We start from the raw sequence: 14,896 nt of genomic DNA, 5'->3' as shown, positions 1-14,896 counted from the left end.
ACCAGTCACACCGCGGATGTTTGGCGACGGGCCGTTTTTTGCACCGCAATGTTGCAGTGCTGTTCCGCACGCGCGACAAAACCGTTTTCGCACCGCCGATGCAGGCCAAGCAAGGCCAGGGCGCGGGGAGTAGGTATAATGCCAGCCGTTATGTCCGCTCCCAATTCCCCTCAAGCTCCCCAGCCCAAAAACAAGTCCGCCCAGCAGTCACCGCGCGTTGCCGCGCCGCCGCGTGTGCAGGTGCGCAACCCGCTGCCCGAGATCACCTTCCCCGAAGAGCTGCCGGTCTCCGGCCGCCGCCAGGAAATCGCCGAGGCGCTGCAAGCCAACCAGGTCATCATCGTCAGTGGCGAGACCGGTTCCGGCAAGACCACCCAGTTGCCCAAGATCTGCCTGCAGCTCGGTCGCGGTGAAAAAGGCCTGATCGGCCACACCCAGCCGCGCCGCATCGCCGCGTCGTCGACCGCCAAGCGCATCGCGCAGGAACTCGGCACGCCGCCGGGCGAGCATGTCGGCTTCAAGGTGCGCTTCAACGACACGCTCACCAAAGGCGCCTGGGTCAAGCTGATGACCGACGGCATCCTGCTGGCGGAAACGCAGACCGATCCGCTGCTCAGGCAGTACGACACCATCATCATCGACGAGGCGCACGAACGCAGCCTCAACATCGACTTCCTGCTCGGCTACCTGAAACAGTTGCTGCCCAAACGGCCCGACCTCAAGGTCATCATCACCTCGGCGACCATCGACGCCGACCGCTTCTCGCGCCACTTCGGCACCGAAGTCAAGGGCGAGCTCAAGCCGGCGCCGGTGATCGAAGTATCCGGCCGGCTGTATCCGGTCGAGATCCGTTATCGCCCGGTCGACAATGCCGACCGCAGCAACCTCGCACCGGAAGTGGCCAACGCGCGCGCGCGCGCCGAAGGCCGCGCCACGCAGGCGCAGAAGGACCGCGACCAGCGCGACCTGATGGACGCCGTGGTCGATGCCGTCGATGAACTGGCGCGCATCGGTTCCGGCGACGTGCTGGTGTTCCTGCCTGGCGAACGCGAAATCCGCGACGCCGCCGAAGCGCTGCGCAAGCACCATCCGCCGCACGTCGAAATCCTGCCGTTGTTCGCGCGCCTGTCGGCGCAAGAGCAGGAACGCGTCTTCAAGTCGAGCAACGCGCGCCGCATCGTGCTGGCCACCAACGTTGCCGAAACTTCGCTGACCGTGCCCGGCATCCGCTACGTGGTCGATGCGGGCCTGGCGCGCGTGAAGCGTTACAGCTACCGCAACAAGGTCGAGCAACTGCAGATCGAGCCGGTCGCGCAATCGGCCGCCAACCAGCGCGCCGGCCGTTGCGGCCGCGTCGCTGCGGGCGTGTGCATCCGCCTGTACGAAGAGCAGGACTACCTGCAGCGACCGAAATTCACCGAGCCGGAAATCCTGCGCTCGTCGCTGGCCTCGGTCATCCTGCGGATGAAGTCGTTGCATTTGGCCGATGTCGAAACCTTCCCGTTCATCGAGCCGCCGTTGGGCCGCGCCATCGCCGACGGCTATCAGCTGTTGCAAGAGCTGGGCGCAGTCGATGAGTTCAACCAGCTGACGCCGCTCGGCAATCAACTTGCCAAGCTGCCATTGGACCCGCGCGTGGGGCGCATGATTCTGGCCGGCCGCGAGAACGCCTGCCTCTCCGAACTGCTGATCATCGCCTCCGCGCTGTCGGTGCAGGATCCGCGCGACCGTCCGATGGAAGCGCAGGCCGCCGCCGACCAGGCGCACAAGAAATTCGCCGACGAGAAATCGGAATTCCAGAGTTATCTGCGAATCTGGAAGTGGTTCGAAGAAGCCGTCGAGCACAAGAAGTCCAATCGCCAGCTGCAAGACCATTGCCGCGCCAATTTCCTCTCGCAGCTGCGCCTGCGCGAGTGGCGCGACGTCCATTCACAATTGCTGACCATCGTGCGCGAGCAGGGTTGGCGCATGAACGAAGCGCCGGCGACTTACGAGCAACTGCACACCGCCTTGCTGACCGGTTTGCTTGGCAACGTCGGCTTCAAGTCGGACGAGGATCCCCATTACCTGGGCGCGCGCGGCATCAAGTTCCACATCTGGCCCGGTTCCAGCTTGCAGAAAAAAGCAGGAAAATGGATCGTCGCCGCCGAGCTGGTCGACACCTCGCGCCTGTATGCCCGCTGCGTGGCGCAGATCCAGCCCGAATGGCTGGAGCGCGTCGGCGGCCATCTGCTCAAGAAATCCTGGGGCGAGCCACGCTGGGAAAAGCGCAGCGCGCAAGTCACCGCTTCCGAGCGCGCCACCCTGTACGGACTGGTGGTGTACAGCCAGCGCCGCATCAACTTCGGCCTGATCAATCCGCAGGAAGCGCGCGAAATCTTCATCCGCGACGCGCTGGTCGGCGGCGACTTCGATACGCGTGCGCCGTTCTTCGCACACAACCAGAAGCTGGTGCGCGAGATCGAAAACCTCGAACACAAATCGCGCCGCCTTGACGTGCTGGTCGACGACGAACTGATCGCCGCCTTCTACGACAAGCTGATTCCCGCCGACATCTGCAACGGCATCACTTTCGAGAAGTGGCACAAGGACGCCACCGCCGCCAACGCCGATCCCAAGCTGCTGTTCCTGAACCGCGACGACCTCATGCGTCATGAGGCCGCCGGCGTGACCACCGAGCTGTTCCCCAAGACCATGACCGTGGCGGGGCTGTCGATGGCGTTGTCGTATCACTTCGAACCCGGCACGCCGCGCGACGGCGTCACGCTGACGGTGCCGCTGTATGCGCTGAACCAGGTCTCCGCTGCGCGCTGCGAATGGCTGGTGCCCGGCATGCTCAAGGAAAAGGTGCACCTGCTGCTCAAGTCGCTGCCACAAAAGCTGCGCCGCCATTGCGTGCCGCTGCCCGACTACGCCGCCGGTTTCTGCGCGCGCATGGAAGAGCGTCATCTGTTCGGCCGGGGCGACCTGATCGATGCGCTGATCGCCGACATCCGCGAGCAGATCACCATCATGGTCAAGAGCACCGACTTCAAGCAGGAGACCTTGCCCGCGCATCACGCGATGAACTTCAAGATCGTCGACGAACACGGTCGCCAGCTGGAGATGGGGCGCAACCTCGGCAGCCTGCAAGCGGAATTCGGCGGACAGGCGCGCGAGCAGTTCCAGAAGCTGGCTGAACAGACGGCGATTACCGGGATTGCCACGCCTGCGGTTGCAAATTCGGCTGTAACCACTGCGAAACCGGTCGCCGGAAAAGCTGCACCGGCTACACCTTCAGGAGCGACTGCATCGTCGGTCTCCGAGTACGGCAACCTCACCAACTGGACCTTCGGCGAGCTGCCCGAGCTGCTGGAAATCCAGCGTGGCGCAGTCGGGCCAAATTCCGGAAAATCACAGACGCTGATCGGTTTCCCCGCCTTGGTCGACAAGAAGACCCATTGCGACCTCGAAGTCTTCGACGACCCCGCCGACGCCGCACGCCAGCATTTTGCCGGCCTGCGCCGCCTGTTCGCGCTGCAACTGAAGGAGCAGCTCAAGTATCAGGAAAAGAATATCCCCGGCCTGCAGCAGATGGGCATGCAGTTCATGGCGCTCGGTTCGCAGGAAGAGCTGCGCGACCAGATCCTGTCCGCAGGCCTGGAACGCGCCTTCATGCAGGACCCGCTGCCGAAGAACGCCGACGAGTTCAACCGCCGCAAGGAGGAAGGCAAGGCGCGTTTCGGCCTGCTGGTCAATGAGATTGCACGCCTGGCCGGGCTGGTGCTGGCCGAGTACTACACGCTGCCGAAAAAGCTGCAGACCATCAAGGCGCATGCGCAGGCCTCGGCGGACATTCAGTCGCAGTTGCAGAACCTGGTCGGCAAGCGCTTCATCGCCGACAGCGACTACAACAACCTGATGCACTTCCCGCGCTATCTCAAGGCGATCAACGTGCGCCTGGAAAAGCTGCGCGCCGATCCGACCCGCGACGCGCGCCTGTTGTCCGAATGGACCCAGGTCGCCGCACCCTGGCAGCGTGCGCAAAAAGACCGCGGCGCAAGCGACCCCAAGATGCAGGAATTCCGCTGGCTGCTGGAAGAGCTGCGGGTGTCGCTCTACGCGCAGGAGTTGAAGACCCCCATGCCGGTGTCGGTCAAGCGGCTGCAGAAGGTGTGGGAGACCATGCAGCGTTGATGGTCCGGCGTGTAGTATTTGAAGAACGATGCTGCGTTTAGCGTAGAATTGCAGCACTTTTACCGCAATCTATTTCCAAAAAGACAATGGCAATCAAATCCGACAAATGGATCCGTCGCATGGCGGAAAGCGAAGGCATGATCGAGCCTTTCGAGCCCGGACAGGTCCGTGAGGCCAACGGCCAGAAGATCGTCTCCTACGGCACCTCGTCGTACGGCTACGATATCCGCTGCGCCAACGAATTCAAGATCTTCACCAACATCAATTCGACCATCGTCGATCCCAAGAACTTCGATGAAAAATCCTTCGTCGATTTCCACGGCGACGTCTGCATCATCCCGCCGAACTCGTTCGCGCTGGCGCGCACGGTTGAGTACTTCCGCATCCCGCGCAGCGTGCTGACGATCTGCCTCGGCAAGTCGACCTACGCGCGTTGCGGCATCATCGTCAACGTCACGCCCTTCGAACCGGAATGGGAAGGCTACGTCACGCTGGAGTTCTCCAACACCACGCCGCTGCCGGCCAAGATCTACGCCGGCGAAGGCTGCGCGCAGGTGCTGTTCTTCGAAAGCGACGAGATCTGCGAGACCTCGTACAAGGATCGTGGCGGCAAGTACCAGGGCCAGCACGGCGTGACTTTGCCGAAGACCTGAGTCGTATTGCACGATAAAAAACAGCCGCATGTTTCGGAACATGCGGCTGTTTTTTTATTGGCGCGTCATCAACGCTTGCTGCTCGCCTTCGCGCACTTCCTCGCCTCCGTAATAAACCGCTTGACCGCCCCCGACTGGCCGCTGTCGCGATACGCCAGATGCAGCGGCGCTTTCAGGTCGGGCGCGTCGTCGATGCCGAGATAGCTGACCGACTCCAGTTCGACGTGGCGCATCGAGGCAGGGATGATGGAGATGCCCAGGCCGGCCGCCACCAGGCTCAGCGTGGACAGGTTCTTGCGCGCTTCCTGTTCGACGTGAGGGCTGAAGCCGGCGGCGCGGCAGGCGGCGATGATGGTGTCGTACAGCCCGGGGCCGCTGGGGCGCCGGTTGAGCACGAACACTTCTTCGGCCAGTGCCGCCAGCGCCACGCTCTTGCGCCGCTTGTTGCGCACCAGAGGATGAGCCGCCGGCAGGGCGACGATCATTTCCTCCACCATCATGGTTTCGATCGTGATGTCGCTGACGTCGCCCACCGGCGAGCGGATGAAGGCGACGTCGATGCGATTTCGGCTCATCAGCGCGACCAGATCGGTGGTGCTGCTTTCCTCCACCGTCAGCGCAACATCCGGTGCGGCGTCGCGGAATGCCCGGATCACGGTCGGCACGAACGGATGCAACGAGGCGGATTCGGTGAAGCCCACCGCAATGCGGCCCAGCTCGCCGCGTGCGATGCGTCGCACGCCGGCCACGGTGGAGTCGACCTGGGCCAGGATGGAGCGCGCATCGGTCAGCAGCGCGTGGCCGCTTTCGGTCAGCTCCATGCCGCGCGGCAGGCGGTTGAACAGCGTGACACCAAGCTCGGTCTCGAGCGCGCGGATCTGCTGGCTCAGCGGCGGCTGCTGGATGCCGATGCGCTGCGCGGCCTTGGTGAGATGGCCTTCTTCGGCCACGGCAATGAAGTAGCGCAACAGGCGCAGGTCGATGGCTGACATATGAATTATGTATGGTTGGTCTGCTTGCCATATATTAGACAAAATAACGACGCAAGAGTAGCCTTCAGTTTGTGGTCGCAACGACCCACAGAACAGAAGGCAGAACAGAAGGCCAACAGCATGCTCAACGACAACAATCCACTTTCACCCACTCCGCCGGTCACGCAGGAAGTCCGCGTTGTACCCACCTCGCGCGAGTTGTTCCTGGGATTCCTCGGACTTGGCATGACCGCCTTCGGCGGCGCGCTGCCGCTGGCGCACCGCATGGTGGTCGAGCGCCACCGCTGGCTGACCGAAGCCGAATTCGTCGAGCTGCTGGGGCTGTGCCAGTTCCTGCCGGGCGGCAACATCATCAACCTGTCGGTCGCCCTGGGCATGCGTTTTCGCGGCGTCAAAGGCGCGTTGGCGGCGATCTTCGGTCTGATCGCGGTGCCCTCGATGGTGGTGGTGATGCTCGGGATCCTGTATCAGCACTACCAGCACGATCCCTTGATCAAGCACCTGTTCGCCGGGCTGGCTGCGGCCGCGTCCGGCTTGCTGATCCAGATGGCGGTGAAGATCGCGCTGCCGCTGCGCAAGAACCTCGTGCTGGCCGGACTGGCGACGATCTGCTTCATCGCCATCGCCTGGCTGCGCGTTCCGCTGCTGTGGACCATGCTGGTGATGACGCCGGTGAGCGTGTTGGTCACGGCGAAGTTCGCAGGCAGGAACGACGCAAATAGTGACGCAAAGAAGGGAGCCGCATCATGAGCGAAACCCTGATCGCGCTGGGACTGATTTTTTCGGAACTGTCGGTGCTGGCCTTCGGCGGCGGCAACACCATCCTGCCCGAGATGCAGCGCCAGGTGGTGGAAGTGCACCACTGGATGACTGCGGAAGATTTCAGCGCACTGTTCGCGCTCGGCCAGGCCGCGCCCGGTCCCAATCTGATGATCGTGACCCTGGTCGGCTGGCACGTGGCCGGCTTCTACGGCATGCTGGTCACGACGATCGCCAAGTTTGGTCCGTCGTCGCTGGTGACCATCCTGATGCTGCACGTATGGGAGCGGTTCAAGGACCGGCCGTGGCGGCGCCATGTGCAATCCGGCCTGCTGCCGGTGACGGCGGGACTGGTGGCCGCCAGCGCCGCGCTGATCGCGCATGCATCCATCAGCAACGGCATCCTCGCGGCGATCACGGCGGCGACGGTGATCATCGCGCTCAAGACCAAGCTGCATCCCCTGTGGCTGCTGTTCGGCGGCGCCATGGCGGGAATGATTTTCCTGCGATAACCTGAGATTGTTTCAGAGGTATCCCGGCAATAAAAAAGCCGATCCGTGGTTTCCCCGGATCGGCTTTTTCACTTGCCCATGACGCTGTCGCTTACTGGCGTACGCAATCCACGAAGTAATCGCGGCGGCCGTTCACTTCACGTTTGACCAGACCATGCACGTCGGTTTCGAAGCCCGGGAATTTCTCGTTGAAATCACGCGCGAACTTGAGATAGTCGACGATGGTCTTGTTGAAGATCTCGCCCGGAATCAGCAGCGGGATGCCCGGTGGGTAAGGCGTCAGCAGGATCGAGGTAACGCGGCCTTCGAGCTCGTCCAGCGGCACGCGGTCGATCTCGCGGTGGGCCATCTTCGAGAACGCGTCGGACGGCTTCATCGCCGGCTGCATGTCGGACAGATACATCTCGGTCGTCAGGCGCGCGACGTCGTAGGCGCGATAGGTTTCATGGATCTGCTGGCACAGGTCGCGCAGGCCGAGGCGCTCGTAGCGCGCGTTGCGGCCCTGGTTCGCGGCGGCGAACTCGGGCAGGATGCGCCAGATCGGCTGGTTCTTGTCGTAGTCGTCCTTGAACTGCTGCAGCGCCGTCACCAGCGTGTTCCAGCGGCCCTTGGTGATGCCGATGGTGAACATGATGAAGAAGGAATACAGGCCGCACTTCTCGACGATAACGCCGTGCTCCGCCAGATACTTGGTGACGATCGAAGCGGGGATGCCGTTCTCGCCGAACTTGCCGTCCAGCGACAGGCCCGGAGTGACGATGGTCGCCTTGATCGGGTCGAGCATGTTGAAGCCCGGGGCCAGGTTGCCGAAACCGTGCCAGTCGTCTTCCGCCTTGATGACCCAGTCTTCGCGCTCGCCGATGCCGTTGGCCGAGAAGCTGTTCGGGCCCCACACCTGGAACCACCAGTCCTGGCCGAATTCCTGGTCGATCTTCTTCATGGCGCGGCGGAAGTCCAGCGCTTCGAGGATGCTTTCTTCCACCAGTGCGGTGCCGCCCGGCGCTTCCATCATCGCCGCGGCGACGTCGCACGAGGCGATGATCGAGTATTGCGGCGAAGTCGAGGTGTGCATCAGGAAGGCTTCGTTGAAGGCGTCCTGGTCGAGCTGCACGGTTTCCGATTCGCGCACCAGGATTTGCGACGCCTGCGACAGGCCGGCCAACAGTTTGTGGGTCGACTGGGTCGAGAAGATCATCGACTTCTTGGCGCGCGGACGGTCCTTGCCGATCGCGTGCATGTCCTTGTAGAAATCATGGAAGGTCGCGTGCGGCAGCCAGGCTTCGTCGAAGTGCAGCGTGTCGATTTCGCCGTCCAGCATTTCCTTCAGCGTCTCGACGTTGTAGACCACGCCGTCGTAGGTCGATTGCGTGATGGTCAGGATGCGCGGCTTCTTGTTGACGGCTTCGCGGGCGAACGGATTGGCTTCGATCTTGCGACGGATGCTTTCCATCGTGAACTCTTCCAGCGGGATCGGTCCGATGATGCCGAGGTGATTACGCGTCGGCATCAGGAAGACAGGGATCGCGCCGGTCATGATGATGGAGTGCAGGATCGACTTGTGGCAGTTGCGGTCCACCACGACGATGTCGCCCGGAGCGACCGTCGAGTGCCAGACCATCTTGTTGGAAGTCGAGGTGCCGTTGGTGACGAAGTAGCAGTGGTCGGCGTTGAAGATGCGCGCGGCATTGCGTTCCGAATCGGCGACCGGACCGGTGTGGTCGAGCAGCTGGCCGAGTTCTTCGACGGCGTTGCAGACGTCGGCGCGCAGCATGTTTTCACCGAAGAATTGGTGGAACATCTGGCCGATCGGCGACTTCAGGAAGGCGACGCCGCCCGAGTGGCCGGGGCAGTGCCAGGAATACGAACCGTCCTGCGCGTAATGCACCAGCGCGCGGAAGAACGGCGGCGCCAGGCCGTCGAGGTAGGACTTGGCTTCGCGGATGATGTGGCGCGCCACGAACTCGGGCGTGTCTTCGAACATATGGATGAAGCCGTGCAGTTCGCGCAGGATGTCGTTGGGGATATCGCGCGAGGTGCGGGTTTCACCGTACAGATAAATCGGGATGTCGGCGTTTTTGTGGCGAATTTCGCCGACGAAGGCGCGCAGCGATTTCAGCGCGAAGTCGGTTTCCTCGGACGAGCCGGCGCCGAATTCTTCATCGTCGATCGACAGGATGAAGGCGGAGGCGCGCGATTGCTGCTGGGCAAACTGCGACAGATCGCCGTAGCTGGTCACGCCCAGCACTTCCATGCCTTCTTCCTTGATGGCGTCGGCGAGGGCGCGGATGCCCAGGCCGGAAGTGTTTTCAGAGCGGAAATCTTCGTCGATGATGACGATGGGGAAACGGAATTTCATAGGTTCTCCAGGAGAACGCATGTGAGATCAGAGGTATGCGTTCAGTTCAGTTAACACTTGGACTGCGCCTGGGCGAAAAGCTTACGCGCTCGGACGGTTGCTTTTTGATAGGGCAAACCGGTCAAAACAATGTCGCTGCAAGTTGAAAGGCAGGATCGGAATGTTCCGGATCCGGTGCGCTTCCAGCCTGGCAGAACCTTCGTGGACCTGTTGCTCGTGCTGGCGTTCCGGATCGCGGCGACGGTGCAGCGGAGGCAGGTTTTAAAAAGAAGCCGAATTTTCGCAGATATCGCCAAACGATGGGGCGAAAAATCCGCGCGTTCTTGTTGAAAATCAGGGAAAAACAACAAAAAGGCCTGCAGGCCTTTCAGCGTCTTTCGTATGTCACAAATGCGTAATTAAATCCCTGAGTAAATCCCTGAGCAAATCCTTGCGCAGACTCCTGTGTTTCAGCACGGTGGGTTTCACGCGCCGTCTCGCGCCACACCCCGGCGTCGATGGCCGGAAAGAAGGCGTCGCAGTCGAAGGCCTTGTCGATTTCGGTCACGATCAGGCGCGTCGCCAGCGGCAGCGACTCGGCGTAGATCTGGGCGCCGCCGATGATGAAGGCGTCGGCGCCGGCCACCAGCGCTGCGGCTTCTTGCAAGGATGACACTGTTTCGACGCCGGCGTGCGACCAGTCGCGGTTGCGCGTGATGACGATATTACGGCGATTCGGCAAAGGGCGTCCGATGGAGTCGAAGGTCTTGCGGCCCATGATGATGGGATGGCCCGAGGTGGTGCGCTTGAAGTGGGCGAGGTCTTCCGGCAGATGCCAGGGCAGGGTATTGTTGATGCCGATGCCGTTCTGGCTGTCGGTGGCGACGATGACGCACAGTGCGCCGGAGGCGGAAGGTGTAGGTGACATGCCGATACTTGTGTAGGATTGCCGAAGTCCGGCGCGCCTGATGGTCTTGCGTCGCCGGTGAGCGCGTCATATTACAGGACAGTCCGACCCGAATGGAACTTTATGGGGCGCAGCTGTCCTTATAGAGGTATCCCCGGTAGCGTCCGCAAGAACCTGGCCAGCCCGTATCCAGTGAGTCAGCGATGGTTCTTTGCGGCAACTTCGATGCCGGCGTAGCCTGCAGCACTGTTGCGGGAGGCCCATGGGCGCGGTAGCCCGGCCAACGCAGCGATCTTTCACGGTCTTGCCTGTTTCCCGACGAAGTGTTCGGTCAACTTGGGCAACATTGGGTAAACTACGCCATATTTCGAAACGTGGAAGCGCGTTATCGGACAAGAAAAACTGCATGTCAGACGGAAATCCAATGGTCTTATCTTTGTATCGGCGGGGCGCCTTGAAAGCTGCCGTCACATCCTCCCGTCTTCTGGGCCAGGTGCTCGTGCCGGCTGCGCTGACCGCGCTGCTGGCCTTATATGGAAACAATGCGGCGGCGTTCGACTTCAACGACGTCGCGGTGCGCGCCAAGGCGCTGGCTGGCAAGTCGTACAAGAAGCCGGCCGACAAATTGCCCAAGGAGATCAAGGATCTCAGCTACGAGCAAGCCAATCAGTTGCATTTTAAGCAAGATCGCGCCTACTGGCGTCCGGAAAAACTGCCCTTCGAGTTGTCATTCGTGCATCAGGGCGGCGGTTACGTCGAGCCGGTGCGCATCAATGAAATCGTCGGCGGCGGCGTGCGCGAGATCGCCTTCAATTCGGCCTTGTTCGATTACAGCCACACGCGCATTGATCCGCGCCGTGTGCGCAACATCGGCTTCGCCGGTTTCCGCATCCGCTATCCAGTCAATTCCGCGAAGGAAAAAGACGACGTCCTGACCTTCCTCGGCGCCAGCTATTTCCGCGCCATGGGCAAGGGCCAGGGCTACGGCATTTCGGCGCGCGGCCTGGCGCTCGACACAGCGCTGTATTCGGGCGAAGAATTCCCGCGTTTCACCGAGTTCTGGCTGGCGCGACCGAATCCGGGCGACAAGGAACTGACCATCTACGCGTTGCTGGATTCGCCGCGCGCCACCGGCGCCTATCGTTTCGTGCTGCGTCCCGGCGTGGACACGACCATTGACGTCAAGGCGCAGCTGTACCTGCGCGCCAACGTTACCAAGCTCGGCATCGCGCCGCTGACCAGCATGTTCTTCTTCGGCGAAAACCAGAACGGACCGAACGACGACTTCCGTCCCGAGGTGCACGACTCCGACGGCCTGTCGATCCAGTCCGGCACCGGCGAATGGATCTGGCGTCCGCTGGTCAATCCGAAACGCCTGCTGGTGACCGCGTTCAGCCTCGACAATCCGCTCGGCTTCGGCCTGATGCAGCGCGACCGCCAGTTCTCCAGCTATGAAGACCTGGATTACCATTACGAAGCGCGGCCGAGCACCTGGATCGAACCCAAGGGCAAGTGGGGCGCGGGCCGCGTAGAACTGGTGCAGATCCCGACGCCCGACGAGACCAACGACAACATCGTCGCGTACTGGATGCCGAACGCCATGCCCAAGCCGGGCCAGCCGTTCAACGTCGAGTACAAGATGTACTGGCAAAAGGAAAGCGAGAAAAAACCGCCGCTGGCCTGGGTGGCGCAGACGCGTCTAGGACACGGCTACCGCGCCAAGTCCGATGACAGCATCGGCATGTCGATCGACTTCGACGGCGGCGCGCTCAAGAAGCTGCCTGCCAATGCGAGGGTGGAGGGGACAGTGGAAAGTGACGGCAACGGCAAGATCGTGAGTGTGACAACACGACGCAACGACGTCACTGGCGGCTGGCGCATGGAGTTGAAACTGCGCCGCAATGAAGATAACAAGCCGGTCGAACTGCGCGGATTCCTGAGGAATGCCGCCCAGAGCGGCGCCGGCGCAACCCTGTCCGAAACGTGGAGCTACATATTACCCCCCAACTGAGGCACGCCTCCGACGCAGCACACGAATCTCACGCGTCGCAACAGCTGGAGCGTTACCTCGATCGCCTGCCGCTGACGCCTGAACAGCGCCAGGCGTTGCTCGCCCGCGTGGGCGAGCAGGATGCCGGCGACGCCATGGGCAACCTGCACGGCCTGCTGGCAGGAGAGCAGCACAATCTGCATGACAATCCCGCGCAGGACTCCGTCGCCGCCCGTCTCGAACTGACTTATCCGCGCGCGGCGGCCGACGCCATGGCGCCTGCCGCGCGAGCTCGCGCGGTTGAATCGCCAAGGCCGGTTCCGAGTCCCGGCGACAACATCAAGGTGGCGCCGCCGCTCAATCGCCGCTCGATGGTGCCGCGCCCCTGGGGCACGCTCAATCCATTGTCGCGCTGGGTCGAAGAAGCCACACGCGCCTTCGAGCAGCGCGCCGCACGCCGCAAGGGCCTGCCGCCGAAAGAACCGGCCTTCGTCGAAGATACCCTCGACCTGCCCGATTCGCCGGATCCGCGCGGCTACTGGACGCACAGCGGCAACGTGCGCCGGGTGGTGCTGCTGATCCTGATGCTGATGCAAAGCGCGCTGGCTACTTATTTCATGAGCGACGTGCTGCCGTATCACGGCGAGAAGCCGCTCGAAATGGTCATCCTCGGTTTGTTCGGCTTGCTGTTCTGCTGGGTCTCGGCCGGGTTCTGGACCGCCATGACCGGCTTCCTGGTGCTCATGCGCGGCGACGATCCGTATCTGATTTCGCACGAGCAGGCCGGACCGAAATGGATCGCGCCTGATGCGCGCACCGCCATCGTCATGCCGATCTGCAACGAAGACGTGGCGCGCGTGTTCGCCGGCTTGCGTGCGACCTACGAATCGGTGCAGCGCAGCGGCGACCTTGACCGTTTCGATTTCTTCGTCCTCAGCGACAGCGGCGAGTCCGATATCTGCGCCGCCGAAGTGCAGGCCTGGGCCGCGCTGTGCAAGGAAGTCGACGGCTTCGGCCGCATCTTCTATCGCCATCGCCGCCGTCGCGTCAAACGCAAGAGCGGCAACATCGACGATTTTTGCCGCCGCTGGGGCGCCGACTACCGCTACATGCTGGTGCTCGACGCCGACAGCGTCATGAGCGGACAATGCCTGTCGACGCTGGTGCGCCTGATGGAGGCGCATCCCGGCGCCGGCATCATCCAGACCGCGCCGCGCGCCGCCGGACGCGACACGCTGTACGCCCGCATCCAGCAATTCTCGACGCGCGTCTACGGCCCGCTGTTCACCGCCGGCCTGCATTACTGGCAACTCGGCGAGTCGCATTACTGGGGGCATAACGCCATCATCCGGCTGGCGCCGTTCATGAAGCATTGCGCGCTGGCGCCGCTGCCGGGCGAGGGCAACCTGTCCGGCCCGATTCTGTCGCACGACTTCGTCGAAGCCTCGCTGATGCGTCGCGCCGGCTGGTCGGTGTGGATCGCCTACGACCTCGACGGCAGCTACGAAGAAATGCCGCCGGCGCTGCTCGACGAACTCGGCCGCGACCGCCGCTGGTGCCAGGGCAACCTGATGAATTTCCGCCTGTTCCTGGCGCGCGGCATGCATGTGGTGCATCGCGCGGTGTTCGTCACTGGCGTCATGGCTTACCTGTCGGCGCCGTTGTGGGCATTGTTCCTGGCCTTGTCGACGGTGCTGCTGGCCACGCATACGCTGATCGATCCGCAATACTTCGTCGAGCCGCGCCAGCTGTTCCCGATCTGGCCCGAATGGCATCCCGAAAAAGCCTTGGCGCTGGTATCCGCCACCGCCACCATTCTGTTCCTGCCGAAGGTGCTCAGCGTGTTGCTGATCATCGTCAAGGGCGCGAAAGGTTACGGCGGCGCGCTGCGCGTGACGCTGAGCATGCTGATCGAATTGCTGTTCTCGATGATGCTGGCGCCGGTGCGCATGCTGTTCCACACGCGCTTCGTACTGGGCGCTTTCCTCGGCTGGGCGCTGAGCTGGAAGTCGCCGCCGCGCGCCGACAATGAAACCGGCTGGGGCCAGGCGGTGCGCCGCCACGGCGTGCACTCGGTGCTGGGTGTGGCCTGGGGCGCGCTGGTGTACTGGCTCAATCCGTCCTTCATCTGGTGGCTGATGCCGATCGCCGGTTCGCTGATGTTCTCGGTGCCGCTGTCGGTGCTGTCGAGCCGCGTTTCGTTCGGTCGCCTGTTCCGCCGTTTTCAACTGTTCGTGATCCCGGAAGAAGTCGACGCGCCGCGCGAACTGCGCGACACCGTGGCCCACCTCAATGCCACCGCACCGCTGCCCGGTTTCGTCGACGCCGTGGTTGATCCGGCTGTCAACGCACTGGTCTGCGCCGGCGCGCACGGCCATCCGCGCATGCCCGATCTCAGCCGCGCCGCCGGCGATTCGCTGGTGCTGCAGGCGCTGCGCCGCGGCCCTGCGGTGCTGACAGAGAAGCAAAAACATACCTTGCTCGACGATCCGCGCCTGCTGTCGGCGTTGCACTATGCCGTGTGGAGCCAGCCGACGCGGCACTCTTCCTGGCTGGCGTTGGCATGAGGAGG

At 62.7% G+C, this 14,896-nt stretch carries 10 protein-coding genes; 7 read left to right on the top strand and 3 right to left on the bottom strand.

Annotated elements, in window-relative coordinates:
* Positions 1–48: 48 nt before the first annotated feature.
* Both hrpA and dcd read left to right on the top strand, forming a co-directional pair.
* Positions 49–4,176 (top strand): ATP-dependent RNA helicase HrpA, encoded by a 4,128-nt coding sequence (gene hrpA / locus ACIROW_RS07360; protein ID WP_402273592.1) that lies wholly within the window; start codon positions 49–51, stop codon positions 4,174–4,176.
* Between the two features lie 86 nt (positions 4,177–4,262).
* Positions 4,263–4,829, top strand: coding sequence for a dCTP deaminase (gene dcd, locus ACIROW_RS07355; RefSeq protein WP_016833037.1), 567 nt, complete (start codon positions 4,263–4,265; stop codon positions 4,827–4,829).
* Positions 4,830–4,897: 68 nt separating this feature from the next.
* On the opposite strand, the gene ACIROW_RS07350 is transcribed toward dcd, so the two are convergent.
* Positions 4,898–5,821: a LysR family transcriptional regulator gene (locus ACIROW_RS07350; RefSeq protein ID WP_402273590.1), complete on the bottom strand. Its 924-nt coding sequence runs from the start codon at positions 5,819–5,821 to the stop codon at positions 4,898–4,900.
* A gap of 120 nt (positions 5,822–5,941) precedes the next feature.
* Between ACIROW_RS07350 and ACIROW_RS07345 the strand changes: the two genes are divergently transcribed.
* Positions 5,942–6,571 (top strand): chromate transporter, encoded by a 630-nt coding sequence (locus ACIROW_RS07345; protein WP_402273588.1) that lies wholly within the window; start codon positions 5,942–5,944, stop codon positions 6,569–6,571.
* Complete coding sequence (locus ACIROW_RS07340) at positions 6,568–7,092, top strand: chromate transporter (protein WP_402273586.1); 525 nt, start codon at positions 6,568–6,570, stop codon at positions 7,090–7,092. The genes ACIROW_RS07345 and ACIROW_RS07340 overlap by 4 nt, the downstream gene beginning before the upstream one ends.
* 91 nt (positions 7,093–7,183) lie before the next feature.
* Here ACIROW_RS07340 and ACIROW_RS07335 read toward each other — a convergent pair whose 3' ends face one another.
* Entirely contained in the window at positions 7,184–9,448 is a 2,265-nt protein-coding gene (locus ACIROW_RS07335) for an Orn/Lys/Arg decarboxylase N-terminal domain-containing protein (protein ID WP_402273584.1), read from the bottom strand.
* A gap of 129 nt (positions 9,449–9,577) precedes the next feature.
* Here ACIROW_RS07335 and ACIROW_RS07330 point away from each other — a divergent pair, with 129 nt between their 5' ends.
* Complete coding sequence (locus ACIROW_RS07330) at positions 9,578–9,778, top strand: hypothetical protein (protein WP_116433731.1); 201 nt, start codon at positions 9,578–9,580, stop codon at positions 9,776–9,778.
* A gap of 37 nt (positions 9,779–9,815) precedes the next feature.
* Here the strand turns inward: ACIROW_RS07330 and ACIROW_RS07325 are convergent, their stop codons facing one another.
* Positions 9,816–10,355 (bottom strand): dihydrofolate reductase, encoded by a 540-nt coding sequence (locus tag ACIROW_RS07325; protein WP_402273582.1) that lies wholly within the window; start codon positions 10,353–10,355, stop codon positions 9,816–9,818.
* Between the two features lie 403 nt (positions 10,356–10,758).
* On the opposite strand from ACIROW_RS07325, the gene ACIROW_RS07320 reads away from it, so the two are divergent.
* The gene (locus ACIROW_RS07320) at positions 10,759–12,345 is read left to right on the top strand and encodes a glucan biosynthesis protein G (protein ID WP_402273580.1); all 1,587 of its coding nucleotides are present in this window, start codon (positions 10,759–10,761) and stop codon (positions 12,343–12,345) included.
* On the top strand, positions 12,318–14,891 hold the full coding sequence (gene mdoH / locus ACIROW_RS07315) for a glucans biosynthesis glucosyltransferase MdoH (RefSeq protein WP_402273577.1): 2,574 nt from the start codon (positions 12,318–12,320) through the stop codon (positions 14,889–14,891). The genes ACIROW_RS07320 and mdoH overlap by 28 nt, the downstream gene beginning before the upstream one ends.
* Positions 14,892–14,896 lie beyond the last annotated feature (5 nt).

Source organism: Herbaspirillum sp. NPDC101397 (assembly GCF_044767325.1).
Lineage (GTDB): Bacteria > Pseudomonadota > Gammaproteobacteria > Burkholderiales > Burkholderiaceae_D > Herbaspirillum.
The sequence above is the reverse complement of the archived record's forward strand: the minus strand, read 5'-3'. Positions and strand labels throughout refer to the sequence as shown.